Here is a 24,913-nt window from a genome sequence, read left to right as displayed (position 1 = left end):
CACGCCTCTTCACGTGCCGGGTTTTTGTTCTATTCAGGCTGCTTCGCGTCCGCTACAAGCCGGGCCACTGCTCCCGGCGACGCTTTTTCCACCGCTCTGGCGGCAATGTCGTAAGCCTCTTCATACTGATATGCGTAAAAACTGTTCTCTGCTTCTTTCAGCTGTTCAGAAAGAATCCGGTCCTGGCTTCTGAATCGGTTGCCATATTGGATGATGCGTTCGATCAGCAAAACCATTTCAACCAGTTCATCCGTCTTTGTTTTCACTTCTGTGACAAGCTGTTCCGCCTCTTGAAGGCGTTCGTTCACCGCATCCATGTTCAGCGGCAGCTCATTCAGCTGTTCTGTCACCTTCTGCACAGTCGTCTGCGACTGCCGGATTTTTTCGGTTATGGCCTCCGGAATGCCTGGAACATTGCTTTTCTCCAGGCTCCGCGCAGTATCCTTGATCGTCTGCTTCAATTGCTTGAGAAGCTCTCTTGCCTGAAGCTCTTCTTTTCTCAGCATTTGCAGCATGTCCCTGTATTCGTCATGCTCCCGTTGAGCGGCTTCCATCTGCTTTTCGATATCCGCAAGCTCTTCTTTTAACAGCGAGTAGGCGACATGTTTCTGATCAAGCCTTTCTTTCACTTGTTCGAACTGCTTTTCGATCATTTCAAGGCGCTTTTCGTATGACTGCTGTTTCTCCAGTTCTCCGGTTGTCAGTCTGTAGCCTTTCTTGACGAGCTCGGTTTCAGCTTCAGTATCCTTTTTGGAGGCTTCAAGCTTTTCCAATGCAGCGGCAAGCTCAGGCACTTTTCCCAAAATTTCCTGCCCTGCTTCGACTTCATGCTCCAGCTGGTTATACAGCGTCTGGATCGTTTCATCAATCATCTGCACGATTGCGGCGGCTTCTTCTAAATCAAGTTCGTCCAAAAGCGCACCTTCAGCGCGCTTCAATTCTTTCAAAAGGTTTTCGAGCTCCTTCTCCACTTGAATATGATCGAGTTTGTATCCTTTATCGATCATTTCCTGATAGCCGGCTTTCAATTTGGCGAGTTCCTGCGGAACGGTCTGCTTGCAGCTTGCAAGCAGTTTCGGCACATCGTCTATGTATGATTGAAGCCCTTCAAGCAAACGGTCTTGGGCAAGCAGCACCTTTCTGGCTTCTATATAATTTCCGCCTTCTGTTTCCTCTTCAAACTGTTTAATGCCTTCCCACACGGTATCGAGGTCGGCTTCAATTTTCTCATAAAGGTCTCCGTACAGGTGGCTGTATGCCAAAAGGTTTTTCCGCACTTTTGTATACCGTTCTTTTACCTCTTCGATTTCTTTGCGGTTCTGCTCTTCGCTCGAGACAAGATCGGCGATTTCCTTTAAGATGTCTTCAATGTTGGATTCAGCCGCTGATAAAAGATTCTCAATATGCGCGAGCACCTGTTTCGATTTTTGAAAACGGTATTTGTCGGCGCAATCCTCGGCTTCAAACAGAAGCTCTTCGACTTTGGGCATATGCGAGGTGACGATTTCATCCCATTCCCGGCGCCACCTTTCAAAGAATTCCTCAGTCTGCCCCGTCATTTTCAGATGCTTGATTTTTGACATCTCTTCCACGATCGATCGGTTCATGATTTCAATTTTCCAAGCTTCTAAACGGTCGATCTCTTTATATATATTTTTTCTGAATAAGTAGCCCGTAGCGAATAAGATTAAAAATAACGCCAGTAAGCCAATGACAAACTCCATAATGAGCCCCCTTGCTGTTTATCTGTTCTGTCAGGGTATGATATTTGAAATTGTTATGTAAAAATGAAGTTAAACTATCGTTTTCATTGTTCTTATGATACCATGTAACCAACATTTTTTGAGCAGAATTTTTAATTTTTTTACATCAAAGTGACAACATCTGACTATTTTTTTATGGGGTGACATCATGCTGAAACGAGACGGTCATGTTCATTCTCCTTTTTGTCCGCACGGATCAAAAGACGAATTCAGATATTATATAGAAGAATTATGCAAAAAAGGCTTCCGATCCGTATCCTTCACCGAGCATGCGCCGCTTCCGCCTTCATTCATGGATCCGACTCCGGAGAAAGACAGCGCCATGCCGATCTCCGAGCTGGACCGCTATATTGAACGGCTGACCGATCTGAAGGAAGAATACAAAGGACAGCTCGACGTTTTGATCGGTCTTGAAGTCGATTATATCCGCGCCTTTGAACACGAAACGAAAGCTTTTCTCGATCAATACGGCACGCATCTTGACGACAGCATTCTTTCCGTTCATTTTTTGCCTGCCGGATCTACGTACATCTGCCTTGACTACGATGAAAAAGCGTTTCAGCAGCTGATCGGCTGCTACGGCAGCACAGAACAGGTCTATCTCGCCTATTATGACGAAATTTATTCTTCCATTGTATCACCGCTGGGAGCATTTAAGCCAAAACGAATCGGCCACATCACGCTTGCGAAAAAATTTGTGAAGCTGTTTCCGTATACGTTGTCAGAAAGCGTCAGAAAATCGGTCTCCTCCTGTCTGGATGAAGCCGCAAAGCGCGGGTTCGAACTTGACTTTAATACGTCCGGCCTCCGCAAGCCTTATGCAGGCGACGTCTATATGGAAGAATGGATGATAAAAGAAGCGGAACAAAAAAACATCCCGCTTGTCTTTGGGTCAGACGCCCACCAAGCAGAGGATGCCGGATTTGGTTACGAACATTTTGAGAGCCGCTTTGCTAAATAACGGCGGCTTGCCGACCTTCTCTGTACAACAGACTGAGAAGCCATGTTTTGACTTCCTTGTAATACGCCTGATAAAAGTACGGCTCGTGCGGCTGTACATAAAGCACTTCTGAAATATATTGAGGCTGCAGATAAGGCATCATTAAAAGCGACTTCAGCTGAATCATAAAATGGGATAGGGGAAAACGGGAAAATTCGTTGTCCTCATTTCCCTTTTCAATGATCAGATGGAGAATGTACTTTTCTTTTGTTAAATATGTCGACATCACTTCACGATTCAGTGTGGAATCGATCGTGACTTCGCGATAAACAAACCGAGTTAATTGACGGTGCTCATGCTGATACGATAGAATATCAAAAACCAATTGAAGAAGGCAATCCGTTGCACCTGCATCCTGAAGGCGTTCATAACCCTTTTCAAGGACTCTTAAATAACCTTCATAAAAACGGGATACTAAATGCTCCATTAAACCGCCTTTTCCATTAAAATAATAGGAGATGTGGGCGACATTGACATTGGCTGCTCGGGCAATTTCGCGGACTGATGTTCCTGAAAAACCTTTTTGGTTGAACAGCTCCACGGCAGATTCGATGATCCTGTCCTTCGTGGTTGAAATAGCGTTTGATCCCATCTTGTTTCACCCCTTCTTACTTAAAACAATTCCACTTGAAGCGGAATTGTTCCTGTAAAAAGTGCTCGACAAATAGCATCACGGCAAGCGTGTTTTTGCCATTTCAAAGAAAAAGCGAGGGAAATTATCATGTTTCATGTCGAAAAAACAGAAGGCAGCAAAGAAAAAAAATACGAGCTTCTCCTCAAACAGATCGATGCGCTGACAGAAGGCGAACCTGATATGATCGCCAATACAGCAAACGCCTCCGCTCTTCTGTATCAATCATTGGAAGACATCAACTGGGCGGGTTTTTATTTTGCCAAAGACGGCGAGCTTGTGCTCGGGCCGTTCCAGGGACTTCCTGCATGCGTAAGAATCCCGTTCGGGAAAGGCGTCTGCGGCACCGCTTATACAAACGGCCGGGTTGAGCGCGTTGAAGATGTGAACGCGTTCCCCGGACACATTGCGTGTGATGCAGCATCCCAATCCGAAATCGTAGTTCCGCTTGAAGTTGACGGGAACATCATCGGAGTGCTCGATATCGACAGCCCGATTAAAAACCGCTTCGATGAAACGGATGAGTATTATTTGAAAAAGTTCACAGAGAAGCTTGGAGAGCGTTTAAGCGAAAAGAGCCGGTAAATCCGGCTCTTTTTTAATGTGTCATAAACCTGTTTTTCCCGTTCCGCTTTGCATTGTACAGCGCGACATCCGCCTCTTTAAAAAGGCAGGTTAAAGATTTCGGATGATCCTGAGACCAATGGGATACCCCGCACGAAATCGTCACCTTCGGATCAGTGCATTCCCTCACAAGCGTAATCAGCCTCTCAGCAAGCATTTCACCGGCGTTCAGCCCTGCTTTCGGCAAGTATACCGCAAGCTCTTCTCCTCCCCATCTTGCTGCGACGTCCTCGTCGCGGATGTTTCGCTGGATCACCCGGGCGACTTGAATGAGAATATCATCGCCTTTCTGATGGCCGTACGTATCGTTAATCTGTTTAAAATCATCAATATCAATCAATACGAGCACGCCGCTCTCATCCGCTTTCATACTGTACCCGATTTTTTCATCGAAATAGCTTCTCGAGTAAAGCTCTGTCAAACGGTCTGTTTGAACAAGATACTTCAGCCGGTCGCGCAGCATCAAATTCGACACGGCGAGCGTGGAATGCCTGATCAGCGTCTGAAACAGCTTAAACATTTCAAATGAAAAGGAGCAGACGTTTTTTTTCAACACGATGACAAATCCTTTGTTTTCATTATTCTCAAGCATCGGAACGCCCATTAATGAAGCATAACCTTCATTTCCAAAAAACGAAGAACCGTTTCCGACAAACACCCCGTTTTCCTCTGAAATCTTTTCTTTAACATAGCAGATGTATGGAAGGGCCGCATCCGTCTGAAAAAAACTTGTGCTTCCCGGCAGCAGGGTGTCCTCGCCCAAGTGATTTTTATAAAAAAAGCCCACTTCTTCGGCGCCAAATGAACTGATCAGCCTTTCGGACAAGCTCTTCATCATATCCGGGAGGCGTTTCGTCCGGTTCAGCTGATGCGATGTTTCATTAATCAGCTCCAAATTTGAAATCATATTCTGCGATTGTTCGTAAAGCCGCGAATTTTCAAATGCTTTCCCTGCCGCATTCGAAATAATGCAAATATCCGCTGCCATATCGGCAGCGCCTGGTCCATAAGCTTTCAAAACGCTATACGTTCCCTGTCGGCCTTTAATCGGAATGTATACTTCCTCTTCATTTTTGCTCTTCACCTGTCCTGATAAGTATGCCTCCAAGGCAAAAGAATCGGTCGATTCGCTTTGCACATCCAACTCTATCGCTGGAAGGTTGATGTACTGATCCTGATCGGATGACAAGAAAATGCAATATGTGAAAAAAGGAAAAACATCCCTTAAACTTTCGAGCATTGTCTTGAGCACCTGTCCCTGATCCATCAGCTCATGCAGCAGCTCCGTCTTTTCAAAAATCTTTGTTTTCTCGAGCTCATCACGAAATAATGCATCAAGCTCCAGACAATGCATTAAAAACAGGCGGATGGATTCAGCAAGACGTTCCGGTACTTTATGATTCTTTTGACACAAAAGTTCTATATATTTGCTGTTTTCTTCTATTGTTATAATGATATAATAATCATTAACTCGGCTGATCTGGCCGCTTTGGCCGTTCGCTCCCTGCGGTCTTGAAGAAGGACGCAATGTAAGAGAAATAAACGAAAAAAATGACTCTGCTGCCGCTTTTAGCCAGGCAACAGAGTCATCGTACGAGACGGCCGGCTTTTTTAAAAGAAATTGGAACAGCTTCTGATGAAAAGACAGATATAGGTCTTCAGTTTGTTTATTCATGGTCATCACCTTAAAAAATCCGTTTTGTGTATTTTATTTTCCTGATTATATCATAAAAAAACAGGACTTTATACTTATTAACGATTTGTGCTCTTTGGGACAGTCCATGAATGGTTGACTTTGCACAGCGGACATTATATAATCTTCTTTGTGTGAAATAATGCAGCCTTTTTGTTCTGCTTCTGTGTTTCATTTTGTTCCTTATCTATTAAGGTGTATCGTGTAACTCTTTGCTGCTGGAGCGAGGATACATGAATACAAAATGGACATGGCTGAATTGAACAGATGGGTTTTATTTTCACAAAAATAAAACCAAAGGAGGAGTCACATTATGGCTCGCTATACAGGTCCAAGCTGGAAATTATCCCGCCGTTTAGGCATCTCTTTGAGCGGTACGGGTAAAGAATTAGAAAAACGTCCTTACGCACCAGGTCCCCACGGTCCGGGACAGCGTAAAAAACTATCAGAATATGGTTTGCAATTGCAAGAAAAGCAAAAGCTTCGCCATATGTACGGTGTGAACGAACGCCAATTCCGCAACCTTTTTGACAAAGCTGCGAAAATGGCTGGTAAACACGGTGAAAACTTCATGATTCTTCTTGAAGCACGTCTTGACAACATCGTTTACCGTCTTGGCCTAGCGCGCACTCGCCGCCAAGCACGCCAATTGGTAAACCACGGTCACATTCTTGTTGACGGAAGCCGCGTTGACATTCCGTCTTACCAAGTTAAACCTGGCCAAACGATTTCACTTCGTGAAAAATCTCAAAACCTTTCTGTCGTTAAAGAAGCGGTTGAAGTGAACAACTTCGTTCCTGAATACCTGACTTTTGACGCTGAAAAGCTTGAAGGTTCACTAACTCGCCTTCCAGAGCGTTCTGAGCTTCCTGCTGAGATCAACGAAGCATTGATCGTTGAGTTCTACTCTCGTTAATAGAAAATGCTCTTTAAAGAGTATTTCTCGAACCCCAAGAAACCAAGGTTTCTTGGGGCTTTTATACTTGCTAAAAAACAGTGTTTTAGCTCCTGCTTTTTAGTCTCCGGGGATTTTAAGTTAAAGAAGGCATGAAAAAGTGAGGAAGCTTTTAAAAAGCCAGACCACGGAGGAAGAAACAAACACATAAAGATCTTTTTAATGTAAAGTTACAGCTCAAGAGAGGAGTAACTGTTAATTGTCAAAAAATAAAGCTCTCCTTTTATAAGAGAGCCTTACTTAACTTATCGAGTCCACTTGCTTGAATACACTGTTTGCATTAATTCTGAATGCTTCCAATTATTATAAAGTTTAACCTTTACTCGGGTAGAGGCAGACTTTTTGGCGATATTTGAAAATGTAACGTTTAGTTTTTTACCATATTCTGCATCACCAGAAGCGGTATCAATCGTTTTCCAAGAGCCACCTGTGTAGCGTTGCAGATATAATTTGCAATATGCTGCAGTACCCCAAGTGCCAACTCTACCTAACTCAACTGTAGCATATACGTTTATATAATTTTCAGATGTATGGATATAAGACTTTGCATCCCCAATACCCGAATGATATGTAAAGCTCGTTGTTTTGCTTACAGCCTCTGCCGTCTTGCCAGTTCCCATAAAAATAAATCCAAATACCATGATACCGACAAAAGCTAATAACGTAATTTTTTTCATAAATGAACCCCTCCATTAAATATAAATATTGTAAAATAAAAGATATATATCCATCTTAAACCCTTGAAACTACTATTTCAAGGGTTATATTTTGATTGTCTCCTGTGTTAAATACTATGATGTCCGGCTGATGTGCAGCGATTTTTTCCAGGACACCTTCACACCAAACCGTACCCCCTTCTACAAACAGCGTTTTCTCTTTTGAGTGCTTAAAGACAACGCCGTACACTTCTCCGGCAAATTTAATATCTCTCCTCTCCCATGCTCGCCTTTTGCCTTCTTGAACCCATCAAACACTGTTCTTTTGTTAGAACCTCTATATTTTGAAAACCGGCTTTTCTCACTTCCTCAGCATTTGCTTCATTTCAGACAAACAGTTTAATTTCTATCGGCAACAGATCCTAGATCTTTGGCAGCATCGTCAAAGTGATCAAATGCAGATAAGGGACGATAACTGCGTCTGTATTCTTGACGAGTTCGTCGATTGGCACAGGCAGAGTGACCAAAGTGTGTTTTGATCTTGTTTTGTTGAATCCGGAAAAGGAGGGCAAATGACTTTCTCAGCCAACATCAAATCTATTAGTAATGTTTTGCCGGTTATACCTTTCCTTTTATTTACGATCAGTTTACACTATGACCGCTCATCATTTAAATAGATATAATCAAGTCTTATTAGCGTTTGTTTGAAAAACATCGAGAGGATCTAGGATAATATACAAATATAGGAAAATAATAGAGGTGATTCAAGAACAACCGGATGACCATGAAGGAATTAGGAGAATAAGTACGTTTGACAGAGCAGGCGCCTTCATCAAGGGTTGCTAAATTAAAGGATCAAAGAGTGATTGAAGGTATACCATAAGGGTGGATCAAGTTAAACTCGAGTGTTTTATTCACGCTTTTTTTAATATCTATACAAAAGGCGCTTATCATAACTTCCTGTCATTCAAAACTAGAAAATCAGCGGGGACTCTCGAATGCAAGTTTCCTCCAAATCAACTGTTGGATCAATTTTTACAATTTTAAACCATCATACAAATTATAAACTGTCGATCGTGACTCATCAAACGGACGTGTGAAGAATTTACCGTCCGCTTTTTTATAAAAAAAAGGGCCCTAAAGACCCTCTACTTCAGCCGCTTTGCTGCATTTTCCGTCTGATTCAATTGATTGTATCCGTCAGCCGACTGCTGCACCTCTTGTTTTCGTTCCGTTTCCAGCTGCTTGTGGTAATCTTCCATAAATTTTTCTTTGGCTGCAATGAACAGGTTCATGCTACATTCCTCCCTCTTCAACGATGGAAACGCTTTACCTATTACATCTATATTTTTGACATTTCCTGAATGAACATACATAAAACATACGGACACAAAAAAACCCTTGCCAAATGGCAAGGGTTCGCTGATTACTTATAAGTCAGCAGGAAGTATTTCTTTTTACCGCGACGGATGACGGTAAACTGTCCTTCGATGCGGTCATCGCCGGTGAGGACGTCCGCAACATCGGTGCGGCGTTCGCCGTTAACATATACCGCACCATTCGTGATGTCTTCGCGCGCCTGGCGTTTGGATGGAGACAGCTTTGATTGGACGAGCACCTCAACAAGAGGCAGTTCATCCGCTTTCTCGAGTTCCATGGAAGGAACCCCTTTAAAGCCGACCTTCACTTCTTCAGCAGTCAGTTGTTTAATATCTCCGCTGAAGAGTGCTTTTGAGATGTTGACGGCCTGCTCAAACGCTTCACGGCCGTGTACAAGTACGGTCACTTCTTCGGCAAGGCGTTTTTGCGCTTCGCGTTTTTCAGGCGCTGTCTCTGTTTTTTCAGCGAGATCTTCGATTTCTTCTTTGGACAAGAAAGTGAAGTATTTTAAGTATTTCACGACATCCCTGTCGTCGGTATTGATCCAGAACTGATAAAACTCATATGCCGACGTCTTCTCTTTATCAAGCCAGATCGCGCCGCCTTCCGTTTTTCCGAACTTTGTGCCGTCTGCTTTTGTCACAAGCGGAATCGTCAATCCGAAAGCTTTTGCATTCTCTTCAGATTTGCGGATAAGCTCGAGGCCTGACGTGATATTGCCCCACTGGTCGCTTCCGCCGATCTGCAGCTTGCATTCCTGGTTTCTGTACAAATTCAAGAAATCGAGAGACTGCAGGATCATGTAGCTGAACTCAGTATAAGATATGCCCGTCTCGATTCTGGAGCTTACCGTATCTTTGGCAAGCATGTAATTGATTCCGAAGTTTTTGCCGACATCGCGCAAGAAATCAATGACGTTCATTTTGCCGATCCAGTCATAGTTGTTCGCCATGATCGCCGGATTCTCATCAGCTTCAAAATCAAGGAAACGCGAAAGCTGGTTTTTGATTTTCTGTGACCATTCGCGGACGATTTCTTCAGTGTTCAGTGTCCGCTCCGCTTTCTTTCCGCTCGGGTCGCCGATCAGGCCAGTCGCTCCGCCTACGAGCGCAATCGGACGATGTCCGGCCAGCTGGAAGCGGCGAAGCATTAAAATCGGCAGCAGGTGTCCGATATGCAGACTGTCAGCTGTCGGATCAAATCCGGAGTATAAGCTGATGTTCTCTGAATCCAGCAGTTCTCTCAAGCCTGCTTCATCGGTTTGCTGCTGAATCAGTCCCCTGAAGGACAAATCATCAAGTAAGTGTGTCATCATCATTTAGCTCCTTTTTTCCAAAAATAAAACGCCCCTTCGCAAAAACGAAGGGACGATAAAAATCGCGGTACCACCCTGCTTAAAAGAACGCATGGCCGCGCTCTTTTCACTCTCATTGATAACGGAAAAGCTTCCGTTCTTCTGCTACACAAAGCCCGGGAGGCTTTTTTCGCAAAAGCGGTTCGTGAGTGTAATTCAAACCATCCATATGTGCTGATTTTCACCGGCCATCAGCTCTCTAAGACAGGGAAGGATGCGTTCTACTGATCTCAGTCTTCACCTTTTGAATATTCGACTAAATCTTTTTTAACATAATATTTTTGCATTGTCAATGAGACATCAGTCTTCCATCGATGAGAGATCGCCTGCCGGAAGGTTCAGCTCCCATGCTTTCAGGACGCGTCTCATGATCTTTCCGCTTCTTGTTTTCGGCAGTTTATCCTTGAATTCGATCTCCCTTGGCGCGGCGTGCGCGGCCAAACCTTGTTTCACGTACTGCCTGATTTCTTCTTTTAACGAATCTGAAGGTTCATAACCGTCCCTCAAAGCGATGAACGCTTTAATAATTTCACCGCGGACGGGATCCGGTTTGCCGATGACGCCTGCTTCAGCGACAGCTTGATGCTCAACAAGCTTGCTTTCGACTTCAAACGGGCCGACGCGCTCGCCCGATGTCATGATGACATCGTCGATCCGTCCCTGGAACCAGAAGTATCCGTCTTCATCCATGTAGGCGGAATCCCCTGATACATACCAATCCCCCGGCATAAAATAGGAGCTGTATTTTTCAGGATTGTTCCAGATCGAATGCATCATCGACGGCCAGCCTTTTTTAATGGCGAGATTCCCCATTCTGTAGGGAGGCAGTTCATTTCCCTGGTGATCGACGATTGCAGCCTCTACGCCTGGAATCGGTTTGCCCATCGATCCCGGTTTAATTTCCATGCACGGGTAATTGCAGATGAGCTGCGCTCCTGTTTCGGTCATCCACCATGTATCATGAATCCGGTTGCCGAAGACTTTATGCCCCCATCTGATGACTTCAGGATTTAACGGCTCCCCTACGCTTAAAATATGCCGTAATGAGCTCAGATTATATTTGTTCACGAGATCGTCGCCAGCACCCATCAGCATCCGAAAAGCCGTTGGCGCGCTGTACCATACCGTCACTTCCATTTTTTCAATCGTTTCGTACCATGCTTCTGGACTGAACCTGCCGCCTACGACGACATTCGTTGCTCCATTCAGCCACGGACCGAAGATCCCGTAAACCGTTCCGGTAACCCAGCCTGGATCAGCCGTACACCAATAAATGTCATCGTCGTGCAGATCAAGAACCCATTTGGCTGTTTGATAATGCTGAATCATTGCTTTGTGGACGTGGAGAACCCCTTTTGGCGCGCCGGTCGAACCCGAAGTATAGTGAAGCAGCATCCCGTCTTCCTGATCCATCCATTCAATCTCAAGATCAGTGTCTGCTTCAGCCGCTTTCGCGTAATAATCGATGACAGATCCTTCTTCCTTTATGCCTTCTCCAACGACAATGATTGATTCAAGATCCGGAAGTTCGGCGGCCGGCACCCGTTCAAGCAATTCCGGTGTCGTCACGATGACCTTCGCTCCGCTGTTTGCAAGCCTGTCTTTGACAGCGCCTTCCATAAATGCTTCAAACAACGGCCCGACGATCGCTCCCAATTTGACAGCGCCGAGAAGAATAAAATAAAGCTCAGGTGATCTCGGCATAAAAACAAACACACGGTCTCCCTTTCCCACATTCGCATGCTGCTTTAAGACATTCCCGGCTTTATTCGTTTCATTTTTCATCTCTCTGAAGGTGTACTTTTCTTCGCGGACCGGATCTTTGTAGTAAAATGCCACTTTATTTTTCAAATTTGACTCAGCGTGGCGGTCGATCGCTTCATAAGCTGCATTGATTTTTCCCGTTTTGTGCCATGAAAAATGTTTTTCGGCATCCTTCCAGTCAAATGATCGGTATGCTTCATCATAGTCTTTCAAGTTGTAGTTTCCCGTTTCTGCTGGCAACGCTTTCAATTCCATGCCCATCCCCCTTTGTTCGCTCATCAAAATATATTATAGTATAGATTTTTTATTTTCTCAATTTTTAAAAAACACTCTCCCACCCTATGAAAACGCTTAATATTTTGGTATGTTATGTATAAAAGACTTCAACTAAGATGTAAGGCGGTGGATACGTGGAGCATCACAAAACTTATCATGCCAAAGAATTGCAGACCGAGAAAGGCTCAGTGCTGATAGAGGGCCCTATCAGTCCCGAAAAACTCGCACAATATGAATTTCACGACGAGCTTACAGCCTTTCGCCCATCTCAAAAACAACATGAAGCATTAATCGAAATCGCCGGGCTTCCCGAAGGACGGATCATCATCGCCCGTTTCCGGCAAACCATTGTCGGCTATGTGACATATGTTTATCCAGACCCGCTTGAAAGATGGTCTGAAGGAAACATGGAAAATTTAATTGAGCTTGGAGCCATCGAAGTCATTCCGGTGTTCAGGGGTCACTCTGTCGGGAAGACGCTGCTTGCGGTGAGCATGATGGATCCGCAGATGGAAAAATATATCATCATCACGACTGAATATTACTGGCATTGGGATCTAAAGGGGACTAATAAAGATGTTTGGGAATACAGAAAGATGATGGAGAAAATGATGAATGCCGGAGGGCTTGTCTGGTTTGCGACAGACGATCCGGAAATCAGCTCCCATCCCGCCAACTGTTTAATGGCCCGCATCGGAAAAGAGGTCAGTCAGGAGTCGATCGAGCGTTTTGACAGACTCAGATTCCACAATCGTTTTATGTATTAAGGGAGCAAAGGGGACCTGAATATGATTGTTGAAAAAATCATGAAACGGGATGTTGTGACACTTTCCAGAACGGATACGATTGAAGAAGCGATCAAACGCATGCGTACATTTCACATTAAACACCTTCCCGTCATCAATGAACGGGGAACGGTCATAGGCATTGTCACGGACAGGGATGTCAAAACAGCAAGTCCGAGTATTTTTGCCCAAAATAGATCTCACGAAGATTTAAAAAAGCCGGTGGAACTGATTATGTCAAAAGAAGTGATCACCGGTCACCCGCTTGATTTTGCCGAAGAAATATCAGCCGTTTTTTTCGAACACGAAATCGGCTGCCTTCCGATCGTAAAAAACGGGAAGCTTGTCGGCATTGTGACAAAATCCGATTTGCTGCATACGTTCGTCCAACTGACAGGAGCCCATTTTCCAGGCTCCCAAATCGAAATCAAAACCGATCATATCGCCCGAAGCCTCGCTGATATCAGCGCCATTTTCAGCAGGCGCCAAATCGCCATATTGAGCGTGCTCGCATATCCCGGTGATGAAGATGATTCAAAAATACTCGTGTTTCGCGTTCAAACGATGAATCCCGCCTCTATCATCAAAGACGTGAAGTCCAAAGGGTATCAGGTTCTTTGGCCGGCTGTTCAAAGGGATTTGCCATGAAGGACAGCGTATTTATTTTTTCTCCCTCTTATCAAACTTATCAATTTCATCAAGATCACCCGTTTAATCAGCTGCGCGTCTATGTAACATACGATCTTTTGAATACGGTCGGCGCATTTGAACCGGGAGAAACGATTGCTCCGCGCATAGCGACAGAAGCCGAGCTCGGCCTTGTTCACACAGGCGATTATATCAGGGCCGTCCAGCTTGCAGGGGCGGGAAAACTTCCGGCAGCCGAAAGCGAAAACTACGGGCTTGGAACAGAAGATACCCCTGTCTTTGCCGGGATGCACGAAGCCGCCTCCCTTTTGGTGGGCGGAACACTGACAGCGGCAGACTATGTCATGACGGGCAAAGCGAGACACGCCCTCAATCTCGGAGGCGGGCTTCACCACGGGTTCAGAGGAAGAGCTTCAGGATTTTGCGTCTATAACGACAGTTCTGTTGTGATACGATATTTGCAGAAAAAATATCATGCGAAGGTTTTATATATTGATACGGACGCCCACCACGGCGACGGGGTGCAGTTTACGTTTTATGATGATCCTTCCGTGTGCACCGTCTCCATTCATGAAACCGGCCGCTACCTTTTCCCGGGAACGGGGCAGGTTCAGGAAAGAGGTCATGGCGAAGGCTACGGCTATGCTTTTAATATCCCGCTCGATGCCTTCACAGAAGATGAATCTTTTCTTGATTCCTACCGGACGGCTGTTTCTGAAATAGCCGAGTTTTTCAAACCGGACGTTATTTTGTCGCAAAACGGAGCTGATGCGCATTACTATGATCCGCTGACACATTTGTGCACGACGATGAAGATTTACGAAGAGATTCCAAAGCTCGCTCACGAACTTGCACACACCTATTGCAACGGAAGATGGATCGCTGTCGGCGGAGGCGGGTATGACATTTGGCGCGTCGTACCGAGGGCATGGGCAAGAATCTGGCTTGAAATGAAAGGAATGAAACCTGAGGATAAGATGCCTGAAAAATGGCTGAAAAAGTGGGGCAAACAGGCATCTGTCCGGCTTCCTGCCAACTGGTCCGACCCGGGAGATTTGTATCCTCCGATTCCAAGAAAAGCCGAAATAACGGAAAAAAACGCCCAAACCGTTGCCAAAGCTCTTTATCCGATTCGCTCTGCTAAGCGCGCCACTTAATGCGAAAAATCCCGGCGCACAGAAAAAGGCCTTGCTTTTATGCAAGACCTTGCTTTCTTCTCACTTATTTTTTTGCGATGACAATTTCGACGCGCCTGTTTTTCTTCATATGGCTCTCTGTGCGGTTGTCCTTGACCGGTTTTGTATCGGCATAACCGATGGCAAGAAATCGTGAAGAATCGAGCTTCTCTTTCGACGTAAAGTAGCCGATCACAGTGCTCGCCCTTGCCGCAGAAAGCTCCCAATTGGATGGAAAACGGTAAGTTGAAATCGGGCGGCTGTCCGTATGCCCCTCCACACGGATCGGGTTGGACACTGATTTGAGAAGGACGGCGATTTTATGCAAAAGCGGGTGAGCCTGGTCTTTCAGATCCGCTTTTCCTGAATCAAACAAAACCGCTTCCTGAAGGACGAGGATGACGCCCCGTTCGTCACGCTTGGCCGCAATCAAACTTGACAGTTCATTTTTTTCAATATAGTCGTTGATTTTCTTTAATAAATCATCTTGGCTTTTAGCCGTTTTTTCAGCCTTCTGATCGTCCGCGTTTTCTTTTTTCAGCTCTGCGGCGGATTTGCCGTCGGCCCTGTCTTGAAATGAACCGACTGCTGCTTTAAATTTGTTTAAATCGATTTGCGACATCGAAAACAGTAAAATAAAGAACACGAGGATGAGCGTGATCAAATCCGAAAACGTGATAATCCAGTTTGACGATTTGCGACCCTGCTCGCGCTTCCTTCGTTCATGTCTAAGCTTCATGAGCTCTGCCCTTTTGTTTTACATGATCCGCCCGCTTTTTTGCCCATTCTTCTTTTGAACTGAAAACGACAAGCTGACTTTCCAGATTTCGCGGATTTCGTCCCGACTGGATGCCGATGATGCCTTCGATCATGACCTGCTTCTTAAAGATTTCATTCTCCGTCTTTTCTTCAAGCTTTGCGGCGATCGGTATAAACAGCATGTTGGCTAATAGGGATCCGTAAAGCGTCGTCAAAAGAGCGATCGCCATATTCGGACCGAGCGTTTCCGGCTTGTTCAGGTTTTTGAGCATCATGACGAGCCCGACAAGGGTTCCGATCATTCCCCATGCAGGGGCAAATTCCCCCGCTTTTTCAAAGATCCTTCTTCCCTTTCTGTGCCTTTCTTCCATCGCGGCGATTTCCGAGTTCATCACATTGCGAATCGTCTCCTCATCCCATCCGTCGATGGCAAGAAGCAGACCTTTTTTCAAAAACGGGTCTTTCATTTCATTGACATTGGCGTCCAATGATAAAATTCCTTGTTTGCGCGCCTGTTCAGACAGGCTGACAAAGGTTTTGACCAAGTCGCGCACATCGTCTTCTTCCGAAATAAAGACCTGCTTCAGCACAGCCGGCGCTCTTTTTAAATCTTTCGGGGAAAAGCTGATGAAAACAGCTGCACACAATCCGCCCGTCACGATAAAGAAAGACGTCAAATCGATAAACGAATAAAAACCGGAAAGCCCCGCTCCAGAGACAACGCCGATTACTAAAATGAAAATACCCAAAATCAAACCAACCGGTGTCAGATAATCAAATCGTTTCATTTTTTCATAATCTCTCCAGCTCAAGGAAAAGAAAGCAAGCAATTCACGAAAAAAGCTGTGAACACTTGCTTTCTTTCTCGTTTATTTAATCATGATCATTTTGTTGATTGTCTGAGTTCAATGCGATGCGGCAGCTGGACAATATGCTCTTCGACTTCCTCTTTGTTCATCAGCTTTGTCAGAAGTCTCATCGCTACGGCACCGATATCATACGTCGGCTGGACGACAGTCGACAGCTGCGGCCGAACCATTAATGAAAGCCTTGTATTGTCAAAGCCGATCACTTCAAGGTCATCCGGAATAGCCAGTCCTTTATCCTGTGCTGCGTGAATAACACCGAGCGCCATTTCGTCTGTCGCTGACAGGACGGCCGTCGGTTTTTCATCAAGCTTCATGAGCGCCTCCAGCGCTTCCATTCCTGAATCGTACGTATAATCGCCTTCTGCTACATACTCTTCTTTAAATTGCAGCCCCTTATCCTCAAGGGCTCTTTTAAAGCCTTGAAGTTTTTTCGCTTGATTGACCGGCTCAGTCATCGGTCCTGATACAAACGCAAGGCGCTTATGGCCTTTTTCAATCAGCATGGTAGCCGCATCATAAATCGCCTGTTCATAATCGATCGCAACCGACGGCGTTTCCCCTTTTTCTTCAACAGATGCCGCAAGCACGATCGGAACCGGTGACCGCTTAAACTCCTCCACATGCTCCTCAGTGACATTTCCGCTCATAAAGACGATACCGTCAACTTGCTTTCCTAGCATCGTATTCAAAAGATGCAGTTCTTTGTCCATATTCTGGTCGGAGTTACTCAAAATAATATTGTACTTGTACATCGTTGCGATATCTTCGATTCCCCTCGCCAGCTCTGAATAAAAGATGCTGGAAATATCGGGAATGATCACGCCGACAGTCGTCGTCTTTTTGCTTGCAAGGCCCCTTGCCACGGCATTTGGACGATAGCCAAGACGCTCGATAGCTTCTAGCACCTTCTTTCTCGTCGTCGGCTTGACGTTCGGATTCCCGTTCACAACCCTGGAAACGGTTGCCATACTTACATTTGCTTCGCGTGCTACATCATATATTGTCACATTACTCATTTTTACCACTCCTTCAACTGGGTACACTTTTCTTTTCCTATAGCATAAACATTTTCATGTAGAGAAATGTCAAAATGTAAAACTTTATGTAAAATAAACAGAACTCAAGTTTACATTATTTTTCATAACCTGCCAAAACAAAAGGGGCTCTCTGAAATTATACACGGTTTTACCTAATATGAAAACGTTCCCTTTATTTTTATAATTAATTTAAATAAGAATAAACAGCTTTTTAATTAAAAATAAGACATTTTTTCGACAATTTTTGATGACAACTAAAAAAAGGACCGCTCGAAAGCGGTCCATAAACGAATCTTATGCTTTTACTTGAACGAGCGGCTTCAGTTCATTTAACCATTTTTCAAATGTCGGGATATCCATTTGCTGAGCAGAGTCGGAAAGCGCGACAGAAGGATCAGGATGGACTTCGGCCATGACGCCGTCAGCTCCGATCGCAAGCGCTGCTTTTGCTGTCGGAAGCAGCAAGTCGCGGCGTCCGGTAGAATGAGTGACATCCACGAATACAGGAAGGTGAGTTTCCTGCTTCAGGATCGGCACAGCTGAGATATCAAGCGTATTTCTAGTCGCTGTCTCATACGTTCTGATTCCGCGTTCGCAAAGGATGATTTGATCATTGCCCTGTGACATGATGTACTCCGCTGCATTGATGAATTCCTTCAGCGTTGCGGCAAGGCCGCGCTTCAGCAGAACCGGCTTCTTCACTGAACCGGCCGCTTTTAAGAGCTCGAAGTTTTGCATGTTGCGGGCGCCGATTTGGATAACATCAATGTAATCAATGGCTTCTTCAATATGCTGCGGATTCACGATCTCACTGATGACGGCCAGATCATACTCATCAGCAACACGCTTTAAGATTTGCAGGCCTTCAACACCGAGGCCTTGGAAGTCGTACGGGCTTGTACGGGGTTTGAAGGCTCCGCCGCGAAGCAGTTTCAAGCCTTGCTTTTTAGCTGCGGCTGCGACTTCGGCTACTTGCTCATAGCTTTCAACCGCACACGGACCGACGATAAATCTTTGTTCTCCGTCGCCGATCTTTTCGCCTTTCAAATCAACGATCGTATTTTCAGGCTTTTTCTTGCGGGAAACGAGCAGCGCTTTGCTGTGATCGTCTTCCTGAAGTTCGAGTCCGGCTTTGAAAATCTCTTTGAAAATATGCTGGATCGTCGAGTTTTCAAACGGTCCGTCATTATTTTCAATAATTTCATTCAGCATCGCTCTTTCTCTGACTGGATCGTAGCGGTTGATGCCTTGCGCTTCCTTCGCTTTTCCAATCTCCTGAACGATTCTTCCTCGCTCATTAATCAGTTTTAATATTTGCAAGTTTAATTCATTCGCCTGCTGCCTCAGCAAATCAAGTTCAGTGTTGCTCATGTTATCCATCCTTTCTTTTAACTTCACCCTCTATGAGAATAAGAATGATTCAATTGATTAGGGTTTATTATAAACAATGTTTCTTAAAATGTCACGAAAAAATTCTTTATTACCAAAACGCTTTTAAGCGATAAAGCATTATATGCAGTTTCTCCCTTGCTGTGCGGGTGTTTGTCGGAAGAATAAAAAAAAGAATCATGTTTGATTCTTTAACTTGATAACCTGTATATTCTCTGTATTGCAGTTTCGACACTAAAAACCCTGTCATTCAAGGCAGCCGCCTTATCATCGGCATGTTCGACAATGTTCTCCGTAAATTGTCCGATGTTCTCGATGATCGTTTTCGGGAGCATCTCCTGCCCTCTTTTTAGTTCATCTATATCTGTTTCAAGCCGATTCAGCCGCTTGTCCATTGCGTTTAAACGGTTTTCTACTTTGTTTAAGCGCCCGTCTATTTCTTTGAAGCGCTTGTCGATTGCGTTAAAGCGCTTATCTACTTCAACGAAGCGCGCGTCCACTTCATCGAAGCGCTTGTCGATCTTAACGAAGCGTGCGTCCACTTCATCGAAGCGCTTGTCGATCTCAACGAAACGCGCGTCCACTTCATCGAAGCGCTTGTCGATCTTAACGAAGCGTGCGTCCACTTCATCGAAGCGTTTGTCAATCTTAACGAAGCGTGCGTCCACTTCATCGAAGCGTTTGTCGATCTCAACGAAGCGCGCGTCGATTTTGTCTAAGCGCTTGTCGATTCCATCAAGACGCTGATTGATCGGACTCAATTCTTCTTTTAGAACGGATTGAAGCATGTCCTTTAATTCAGTGTTCAACTCATCACCTCCCGTTTTTTTAATTATAACGTACAACCATTGATCAAACGATACATTTTCCTAAAAAGGCATTTCCATGAGGCAAAAGCATCATAACAACATAGAAAACGGCCAAAACGCTATACGTCTTGGCCGTTTTCACCTGCGGATTATCTGCTGTTTTCCGCAAGTGCTTGAGCTGTAATTTGCGAGTGGGAGGCGTGCCATTTCACATTCCCGTTTGTAAAAATGAAGGCTTGAGGACTTTCGTGTTTAATTCCGTACTGCTCAGCGATATAGTTTGACAGCGGTCGGCTTTCCTGCACTTTTAAATAATAAGCCGGTATGTCTTCATGCTGATTGGCGAATGATTCAAATTCTTCAAACGCGCGCCTGCTGATCGGGCATGTCACACTATGTTTCAAAAAGATAAATGTATCGTTGTTTTCTGCAAGCTTTTTAAATTCATCCTCTGTTTGAATGAGCTGTTTCGACACGGTGATCTCCCTTTCCTCCATTATTTCTGGACGGTATCTGCTGTTTCCCTTGCTTCATCCTCTATTTCATTTTTGGCTTCTTCAGCCTGTTCTTCGATTTTAGACGATGCCTCTTCCTTTAGTTCATCAGCTTTTTCGGCACCTTTGTTTCGCAAGTCTTTGACTTTATCCATGATCTGTGAAGACTGGTCGGCAACAAGCTGTGAAATCGAAGATGTCTTCTCTTTGGCGATGCTGACGTACTCAGAACCTTTCTCCCTCGCTTCGCTTGTGAGCTTTCCAGTCTTATCTTTTAAAACGACAGCTTGATTTCCGAGGTCATCACGAAGCTCTTTCCCTGACTTCGGCGCTAAAAATAAAGCTGCGGCTGCCCCGATGATTCCTCCTACAAACGTGCCGATTAAAAAATCCTTAGTATTCATTCCATCTTTACTCATAAATTATTCCTCCTTCATCTTCTTTTGTTTCCATCTATTCCAAATTTCCAAAGCTGCATTGCTCCAGCTGACAACTTGAGAAATTTTTTCACGGTTTTGCTCTGCGGCTGATGTGACGGACTCTGAAACCTGCTGAATGGAGCTGTTAAACTGCCTGACCGATGTGCCGACTTCCTGAACGGCATCCACGACCGTATTCAGCTTCAAAGATTTTTCCTGAATATCATCAGCGAGCCGGTTCGTCTTATTCAGGAGCTCCGTTGTTTCAGCGGTGATGCCTTTCATTTGTCCTTCAACACCTTCCAGCGTTGAGGCAACATGATTGAGTGTGACTTGAAGCGATTTTAATGTTTTTGATAAATAGATAACCAGAATAAGAAAGCTGACAGCGATGAGTGCGGCACTTAAATATAGAATAATAATCATCTTATCCTCCTCGAGCTAAGGTCTTACAATTGATGTATACCCAATTGTTTAAATCGTAAACCTCTATATTTACTTTTTCTACACGCACGGGAGAATTCCTTTAACAGAAACTCCCGGCTCCATATGTACAAAAAAGCAGCGGATTGACTCACACTGCCTTTTTCTCATTATGCTAATACATTTTCATATGCTTTTAAATACTTTTGAATGTCACCTGCGCCCATGAAAATTAACACTGCATGTTCATGCTCCTTTAAAATCGATGTGTCATTTTCATCGATCAGCTTCGCCTGCGGGATTTTCTCCTGCAAATCGCCGATCGTCAGCTTTCCTGCATTTTCCCGGGCAGATCCGAATATATCGCAAAGATATACATAATCGGCTTTCTTGAGGCTTTCGGCAAATTCATTCAGGAACGACTGCGTGCGCGTAAATGTATGCGGTTGAAATACTGCGACAACGTCCCGTTCCGGATACTTCTGTCTGGCTGCTTCAATCGTCACCGTGATTTCAGTCGGATGATGAGCATAATCGTCAATCAGCACTTGGCTGCCGGCATGTTTTTCGTTAAATCTGCGTTTAACTCCGCCAAAGGTTTGCAATCCTTCTTTAATGATATCGACATCGACCTCTTCATAATGGCAGAGTGCGATGACGGCCAAAGCGTTCAGAACGTTATGGCTGCCGTATGCCGGTATATAGAAGGTATCATAGAATGTGTTCCTGACGAAAACATCGAACGTTGTGCCCTCGGTATTTTTGATGACATTTCTCGCCTGAAAATCGTTTTCCTCGGCAAAGCCGTAGTATACGACTGGAACGTTCGCATGGATTTTCATCAAATACTCGTCATCTCCGCATGCGATAATTCCCTTGTTCACCTGTAATGCCATCGTTTGAAATGCGTCAAATACATCATCGATATTCGCGAAATAATCGGGATGATCAAAATCAATATTTGTCATGATCGCATAATCAGGCTGATAGCTCAGAAAATGCCTTCTGTATTCACAGGCTTCAAGCACAAAGTACTCGCTGTTTTCGCAGCCTTTTCCAGTCCCGTCTCCAATCAGATAAGATGTCGGTTTTGCTTTCTGGATGACATGAGACAAAAGGCCCGTCGTTGACGTTTTGCCGTGTGCCCCTGTAACGGCAATGCTCGTAAACTTCTTCAGATAGTCGCCGAGAAATTTATGGTACCGCACGACTGGCAGGCCTTCGGCTTGCGCTTTTTCAATTTCAGGATGGGTGTCGGGAAAAGCATTTCCGGCAATAACAGTCATTCCCGGCTTGATATTTTCCGGATCAAACGGATATATCGGGATATTTCTCTCCTCTAATGCGGTTTGTGTAAAAATGTACTTTTCGATATCCGATCCTTGGACATTATATCCATTATCATGGAGAATTTGGGCAAGCGGACTCATACCTGTCCCTTTTATTCCGACAAAATGATAAACAGTCATAATTGTACCTCCAACAAACGTCTATCTGCTTCCCAGTATATGACGCTTATTTCAATTTGCAACCTAAACCCGGCCGCATCGTTTTCTTCAAAGTCATTATTATATTCAGTATCAGACATTTTCAAGAGTGAATAAACCTCCTGCGTAAAGGATTTTTTTGAACCCTTTCACGGAAGTGCTCTTAAAAACGGATTAAAACGCCGCTGCCGGCGCTTTAATATGCGGCGCTCTAAAAAACACGCCCATCTGCTATCATACCATGTTTAGCCGAAAAGTGAACTACTTTCTATTAACTGTTCCAGGTCGGCCTTTGTAATCAGGACTTCTCTCGGCTTACTTCCTTTCGCCTCAGAAATCATGCCTTCCCTTTCCATCATATCGATTAATCTGGCAGCTCTGTTATAGCCGATGCGAAAGCGCCGCTGCAGGCTTGAAGTGCTGGCGCTGTTTTGCTCCACGGCAAATTCGCACGCTTCAAGAAACAGTTCATCCTGATCAAATCCGGCCGGATTTTGTCTGACCAATTGTTCCTGTTCAAATAAATAGTTCGGCTCCTGCTGCCGTCTGACATGTGAAACGACACGGTCAATCTCCCGGTCGGAAACAAAGTTGCCCTGCAGGCGGACCGGTTTGCCTGAACCGTTCTCCAAGAACAGCATATCTCCTTTTCCAAGCAGCTTTTCAGCTCCCGCCATATCGATAATCGTTCTTGAATCGACGGCACTTGATACAGAAAATGCTATTCTTGTTGGTATATTGGCTTTAATTAAGCCGGTAATGACATCAACTGAAGGCCGCTGCGTCGCGATCAGAAGATGGATGCCGCACGCTCTTGCCTTTTGTGCGATTCGGCAGATGCTTTCTTCCACTTCATTCGGAGCGACCATCATTAAGTCGGCAAGTTCATCAATCACGACAACAAGATAAGGAAGTTTTTCACCCATGTTCTGTTCCCGGACTTTTTCATTAAATCGTTCAATTTCCCGAACACCGGAATGGGCAAATAATTCATAGCGCCGCTCCATTTCTTCGACAACCCATTTTAATGCAGCAGTTGCCGCTTTGGCATCTGTGATGACAGGACTGACGAGATGAGGAATTTTATTATACGGAGCAAGCTCCACCATCTTAGGATCGATAAGCAGAAGCTTTACATCGCTCGGCGCCGCTTTGAACAGCAGACTGACTAAGATCGTGTTGATGCATACGCTTTTCCCTGATCCCGTAGCCCCGGCAATCAAACCGTGGGGCATTTTTTTCAGATCTGCCACGACGGGCTTTCCGGAAATGTCGAGTCCGAGGGCTGCGGTCAGAGGAGACGGATTCGTTCTGAATTCCGAACTTCTGATCATTTCGCGCAAATAAACCATTTTACTATGCAAATTCGGCACTTCAATTCCGATCGTATTTTTTCCCGGAATCGGCGCTTCGATCCGAATATCTTTCGCTGACAGGCTGAGTTTAATATCATCTGACAGGTTTGTAATTTTGTTGACTTTCACTCCGGGTTCAGGATGCACCTCAAATCTTGTCACAGAAGGCCCCTGGGTGACATGAACGACATTTGCTTTGACATTGAAGTTCTCAAGGGTGACGTCCAACAGCTCGCGCTGCTCATGTATCCAGGCCTGATCATCCTGCTTTTGCGCCGGCGGCACATCAAGCAAAGACATATTCGGGAACTGATACCCTTGAGCCGCTTTTTCTTTTTGTTTATCTGATGCAAGCATCATGACATTAAACGGAACAGATCCTTTCTTCGATCCCGGAGCCGCTCCTGTTTCCCGCTTCCGCGGAACTTCAGGCCGCCCCTCATCTGTCCTTGTCTCCCGGTCCGGTTCGCTGTTTTCGGGTTCACCCGCGCTTGACGCTGTCTCTTCAGGTTCCGGTGAAAAAGATGCCTGCTCTTGTTTCCAGCCAGCCCGGCTGCTTCCGCTTGTTTCTTCATGAGCGTCAGCCGGCGTGTTGGCATCTGTCCGGTTTTTGATATCGGAAGGGCCATCGCTCTGGTCGGATATTTCAGAGCTGCGGCCATAAGTGTGCGCCTCTTCCGGAATTGAAGCTTCCGGGTCAGGACGCATTTCGTCCGAGCCGTTAGTCTCCCCTTGTTCTTCCGTGACGGCTCCTGCATCCTCTGCAGTTTCCATCTCTTCTCCGGTTTCCTCAAGCTGATCCAAAAGCTTTTCGATTTGTTCCGGTGTTTGCTCGGCGGGGATTGCTTCTTCTTCCGTTATGTTCCATGATGCGGTGGCTGTCTCTTCTTCAGCTTCATACCGCAACGCTTTCTCTTTGACGAGCCCGGAATCTTCTGTCATTCGCTCACGGCGGATTTCTGTTTTTTCTTCCGGAATATGTGTTGAGACAGGGGTTTCCGTTCGTTCGGATTCATGCCGCAGCGCTTTTTCTTCAGCGAGTTCGCCACCTTCTGTCATTCGCTCACGGCGGATTTCCGTTTCCTCCGGAGTATGTGTTGAGACAGGGGTTTCCGTTCGTTCGGATTCATGCCGCAGCGCTTTTTCTTCAGCGAGTTCGCCACCTTCT

General features: G+C 45.1%; 23 protein-coding genes, 2 pseudogenes and 1 other annotated feature. Of the genes and pseudogenes, 7 read left to right on the top strand and 18 right to left on the bottom strand.

Translation table 11 applies throughout. The features are described from left to right. Positions 1-29 precede the first annotated feature (29 nt). Positions 30-1,724 (bottom strand): septation ring formation regulator EzrA, encoded by a 1,695-nt coding sequence (gene ezrA / locus QMZ64_RS02650; protein ID WP_243942646.1) that lies wholly within the window; start codon positions 1,722-1,724, stop codon positions 30-32. Between the two features lie 187 nt (positions 1,725-1,911). On the opposite strand from ezrA, the gene hisJ reads away from it, so the two are divergent. Then, on the top strand, positions 1,912-2,724 hold the full coding sequence (gene hisJ, locus QMZ64_RS02645) for a histidinol-phosphatase HisJ (RefSeq protein WP_265625940.1): 813 nt from the start codon (positions 1,912-1,914) through the stop codon (positions 2,722-2,724). Here hisJ and refZ read toward each other — a convergent pair. Beyond that, the gene (gene refZ, locus QMZ64_RS02640) at positions 2,717-3,355 is read right to left on the bottom strand and encodes a forespore capture DNA-binding protein RefZ (protein ID WP_265625939.1); all 639 of its coding nucleotides are present in this window, start codon (positions 3,353-3,355) and stop codon (positions 2,717-2,719) included. The two genes, hisJ and refZ, sit on opposite strands and share 8 nt — an antisense overlap. A gap of 129 nt (positions 3,356-3,484) precedes the next feature. Here refZ and QMZ64_RS02635 point away from each other — a divergent pair, with 129 nt between their 5' ends. Beyond that, positions 3,485-3,979: a GAF domain-containing protein gene (locus QMZ64_RS02635; protein WP_145651903.1), complete on the top strand. Its 495-nt coding sequence runs from the start codon at positions 3,485-3,487 to the stop codon at positions 3,977-3,979. A 13-nt stretch (positions 3,980-3,992) separates the two neighbouring features. Here the strand turns inward: QMZ64_RS02635 and QMZ64_RS02630 are convergent, their stop codons facing one another. Then, positions 3,993-5,693, bottom strand: a complete 1,701-nt coding sequence (locus QMZ64_RS02630; RefSeq protein WP_265625937.1) for a sensor domain-containing diguanylate cyclase — start codon at positions 5,691-5,693, stop codon at positions 3,993-3,995. A 331-nt stretch (positions 5,694-6,024) separates the two neighbouring features. Between QMZ64_RS02630 and rpsD the strand changes: the two genes are divergently transcribed. Further along, positions 6,025-6,627 (top strand): 30S ribosomal protein S4, encoded by a 603-nt coding sequence (gene rpsD, locus QMZ64_RS02625; protein WP_165427795.1) that lies wholly within the window; start codon positions 6,025-6,027, stop codon positions 6,625-6,627. 284 nt (positions 6,628-6,911) lie between these two features. Here rpsD and QMZ64_RS02620 read toward each other — a convergent pair whose 3' ends face one another. Together QMZ64_RS02620 and QMZ64_RS23255 are read right to left on the bottom strand one after the other, a co-directional pair. Continuing rightward, positions 6,912-7,343 (bottom strand): hypothetical protein, encoded by a 432-nt coding sequence (locus QMZ64_RS02620; RefSeq protein ID WP_020452597.1) that lies wholly within the window; start codon positions 7,341-7,343, stop codon positions 6,912-6,914. Positions 7,344-7,434: 91 nt separating this feature from the next. Then, positions 7,435-7,968: pseudogene (locus QMZ64_RS23255) on the bottom strand (MBL fold metallo-hydrolase); the annotation flags it as partial. Between the two features lie 132 nt (positions 7,969-8,100). Here QMZ64_RS23255 and QMZ64_RS02615 point away from each other — a divergent pair. After that, positions 8,101-8,422 (top strand): annotated as a pseudogene (locus tag QMZ64_RS02615) (Lrp/AsnC family transcriptional regulator). Positions 8,423-8,470: 48 nt separating this feature from the next. On the opposite strand, the gene QMZ64_RS02610 reads toward QMZ64_RS02615, so the two are convergent. The 3 genes from QMZ64_RS02610 to acsA all read right to left on the bottom strand — a co-directional run bounded on the left by QMZ64_RS02610 (position 8,471) and on the right by acsA (position 12,075). Further along, positions 8,471-8,617, bottom strand: a complete 147-nt coding sequence (locus QMZ64_RS02610; protein WP_003184427.1) for a hypothetical protein — start codon at positions 8,615-8,617, stop codon at positions 8,471-8,473. Between the two features lie 131 nt (positions 8,618-8,748). Beyond that, complete coding sequence (tyrS, locus tag QMZ64_RS02605; RefSeq protein ID WP_265627909.1) at positions 8,749-10,014, bottom strand: tyrosine--tRNA ligase; 1,266 nt, start codon at positions 10,012-10,014, stop codon at positions 8,749-8,751. Positions 10,015-10,062: 48 nt separating this feature from the next. Next, positions 10,063-10,303: a binding site (T-box leader), on the bottom strand. 53 nt (positions 10,304-10,356) lie between these two features. Continuing rightward, the gene (gene acsA / locus QMZ64_RS02600; protein ID WP_265625934.1) at positions 10,357-12,075 is read right to left on the bottom strand and encodes an acetate--CoA ligase; all 1,719 of its coding nucleotides are present in this window, start codon (positions 12,073-12,075) and stop codon (positions 10,357-10,359) included. A 155-nt stretch (positions 12,076-12,230) separates the two neighbouring features. On the opposite strand from acsA, the gene QMZ64_RS02595 reads away from it, so the two are divergent. Genes QMZ64_RS02595 through QMZ64_RS02585 form a run of 3 tightly spaced genes read left to right on the top strand, consistent with a single transcriptional unit; the run spans position 12,231 to position 14,686 of the window. Further along, entirely contained in the window at positions 12,231-12,863 is a 633-nt protein-coding gene (locus QMZ64_RS02595) for a GNAT family N-acetyltransferase (RefSeq protein WP_265625932.1), read from the top strand. A gap of 21 nt (positions 12,864-12,884) precedes the next feature. Beyond that, complete coding sequence (locus tag QMZ64_RS02590) at positions 12,885-13,529, top strand: acetoin utilization AcuB family protein (protein ID WP_265625931.1); 645 nt, start codon at positions 12,885-12,887, stop codon at positions 13,527-13,529. Beyond that, positions 13,526-14,686, top strand: coding sequence for an acetoin utilization protein AcuC (locus tag QMZ64_RS02585; RefSeq protein ID WP_243942633.1), 1,161 nt, complete (start codon positions 13,526-13,528; stop codon positions 14,684-14,686). Before QMZ64_RS02590 ends, QMZ64_RS02585 begins: the two co-directional genes overlap by 4 nt. A 64-nt stretch (positions 14,687-14,750) precedes the next feature. Here the strand turns inward: QMZ64_RS02585 and motS are convergent, their stop codons facing one another. From motS to QMZ64_RS02535, 10 genes are all read right to left on the bottom strand, one after another. Beyond that, positions 14,751-15,443, bottom strand: coding sequence for a flagellar motor protein MotS (gene motS / locus QMZ64_RS02580; RefSeq protein WP_243942632.1), 693 nt, complete (start codon positions 15,441-15,443; stop codon positions 14,751-14,753). Continuing rightward, positions 15,433-16,251: a flagellar motor protein MotP gene (gene motP / locus QMZ64_RS02575; protein ID WP_265625930.1), complete on the bottom strand. Its 819-nt coding sequence runs from the start codon at positions 16,249-16,251 to the stop codon at positions 15,433-15,435. The genes motS and motP overlap by 11 nt, the downstream gene beginning before the upstream one ends. Before the next feature lie 95 nt (positions 16,252-16,346). Further along, positions 16,347-17,348 carry a catabolite control protein A gene (gene ccpA / locus QMZ64_RS02570; protein ID WP_154998909.1) on the bottom strand — a complete coding sequence of 334 codons (1,002 nt, stop codon included), beginning with the start codon at positions 17,346-17,348 and terminating at the stop codon, positions 16,347-16,349. 315 nt (positions 17,349-17,663) lie between these two features. After that, positions 17,664-18,740 carry a bifunctional 3-deoxy-7-phosphoheptulonate synthase/chorismate mutase gene (locus QMZ64_RS02565; RefSeq protein WP_003184447.1) on the bottom strand — a complete coding sequence of 359 codons (1,077 nt, stop codon included), beginning with the start codon at positions 18,738-18,740 and terminating at the stop codon, positions 17,664-17,666. A gap of 209 nt (positions 18,741-18,949) precedes the next feature. Continuing rightward, positions 18,950-19,567 carry a hypothetical protein gene (locus QMZ64_RS02560; RefSeq protein ID WP_265625928.1) on the bottom strand — a complete coding sequence of 206 codons (618 nt, stop codon included), beginning with the start codon at positions 19,565-19,567 and terminating at the stop codon, positions 18,950-18,952. Between the two features lie 149 nt (positions 19,568-19,716). Next, complete coding sequence (gene ytxJ / locus QMZ64_RS02555; protein ID WP_020452607.1) at positions 19,717-20,043, bottom strand: bacillithiol system redox-active protein YtxJ; 327 nt, start codon at positions 20,041-20,043, stop codon at positions 19,717-19,719. Between the two features lie 20 nt (positions 20,044-20,063). After that, a complete protein-coding gene (locus tag QMZ64_RS02550) occupies positions 20,064-20,480 on the bottom strand; it encodes a YtxH domain-containing protein (protein WP_059231758.1) in 417 nt (138 codons plus the stop codon). Positions 20,481-20,483: 3 nt separating this feature from the next. Then, positions 20,484-20,906: a DUF948 domain-containing protein gene (locus QMZ64_RS02545; protein WP_059231756.1), complete on the bottom strand. Its 423-nt coding sequence runs from the start codon at positions 20,904-20,906 to the stop codon at positions 20,484-20,486. A gap of 167 nt (positions 20,907-21,073) precedes the next feature. After that, positions 21,074-22,372: a UDP-N-acetylmuramate--L-alanine ligase gene (murC, locus tag QMZ64_RS02540; protein WP_075751919.1), complete on the bottom strand. Its 1,299-nt coding sequence runs from the start codon at positions 22,370-22,372 to the stop codon at positions 21,074-21,076. Between the two features lie 263 nt (positions 22,373-22,635). Next, positions 22,636-24,913 (bottom strand): DNA translocase FtsK (locus QMZ64_RS02535; protein WP_301441121.1); only part of this gene is annotated, 2,278 nt, incomplete at its 5' end.

Origin of the sequence: Bacillus sp. LB7 (genome assembly GCF_030449715.1) — a bacterium.
In the GTDB taxonomy this organism is placed as follows: Bacteria; Bacillota; Bacilli; order Bacillales; family Bacillaceae; genus Bacillus; species Bacillus paralicheniformis.
The sequence above is the reverse complement of the archived record's forward strand: the minus strand, read 5'-3'. Positions and strand labels throughout refer to the sequence as shown.

Excerpts from the sequence above, each read along its gene's own strand:
- QMZ64_RS02610 (WP_003184427.1), bottom strand. The coding sequence starts at position 8,617 with ATGAACCTGTTCATTGCAGCCAAAGAAAAATTTATGGAAGATTACCAC.
- ccpA (WP_154998909.1), bottom strand. The coding sequence starts at position 17,348 with ATGAGTAATGTGACAATATATGATGTAGCACGCGAAGCAAATGTAAGT.
- rpsD (WP_165427795.1), top strand. The coding sequence starts at position 6,025 with ATGGCTCGCTATACAGGTCCAAGCTGGAAATTATCCCGCCGTTTAGGC.
- refZ (WP_265625939.1), bottom strand. The coding sequence starts at position 3,355 with ATGGGATCAAACGCTATTTCAACCACGAAGGACAGGATCATCGAATCT.
- murC (WP_075751919.1), bottom strand. The coding sequence starts at position 22,372 with ATGACTGTTTATCATTTTGTCGGAATAAAAGGGACAGGTATGAGTCCG.
- motS (WP_243942632.1), bottom strand. The coding sequence starts at position 15,443 with ATGAAGCTTAGACATGAACGAAGGAAGCGCGAGCAGGGTCGCAAATCG.
- QMZ64_RS02545 (WP_059231756.1), bottom strand. The coding sequence starts at position 20,906 with ATGATTATTATTCTATATTTAAGTGCCGCACTCATCGCTGTCAGCTTT.
- QMZ64_RS02565 (WP_003184447.1), bottom strand. The coding sequence starts at position 18,740 with ATGAGCAACACTGAACTTGATTTGCTGAGGCAGCAGGCGAATGAATTA.
- tyrS (WP_265627909.1), bottom strand. The coding sequence starts at position 10,014 with ATGACACACTTACTTGATGATTTGTCCTTCAGGGGACTGATTCAGCAG.
- hisJ (WP_265625940.1), top strand. The coding sequence starts at position 1,912 with ATGCTGAAACGAGACGGTCATGTTCATTCTCCTTTTTGTCCGCACGGA.
- QMZ64_RS02550 (WP_059231758.1), bottom strand. The coding sequence starts at position 20,480 with ATGAGTAAAGATGGAATGAATACTAAGGATTTTTTAATCGGCACGTTT.
- QMZ64_RS02630 (WP_265625937.1), bottom strand. The coding sequence starts at position 5,693 with ATGAATAAACAAACTGAAGACCTATATCTGTCTTTTCATCAGAAGCTG.
- QMZ64_RS02620 (WP_020452597.1), bottom strand. The coding sequence starts at position 7,343 with ATGAAAAAAATTACGTTATTAGCTTTTGTCGGTATCATGGTATTTGGA.
- QMZ64_RS02585 (WP_243942633.1), top strand. The coding sequence starts at position 13,526 with ATGAAGGACAGCGTATTTATTTTTTCTCCCTCTTATCAAACTTATCAA.
- acsA (WP_265625934.1), bottom strand. The coding sequence starts at position 12,075 with ATGGAATTGAAAGCGTTGCCAGCAGAAACGGGAAACTACAACTTGAAA.
- motP (WP_265625930.1), bottom strand. The coding sequence starts at position 16,251 with ATGAAACGATTTGATTATCTGACACCGGTTGGTTTGATTTTGGGTATT.
- ezrA (WP_243942646.1), bottom strand. The coding sequence starts at position 1,724 with ATGGAGTTTGTCATTGGCTTACTGGCGTTATTTTTAATCTTATTCGCT.
- QMZ64_RS02635 (WP_145651903.1), top strand. The coding sequence starts at position 3,485 with ATGTTTCATGTCGAAAAAACAGAAGGCAGCAAAGAAAAAAAATACGAG.
- QMZ64_RS02590 (WP_265625931.1), top strand. The coding sequence starts at position 12,885 with ATGATTGTTGAAAAAATCATGAAACGGGATGTTGTGACACTTTCCAGA.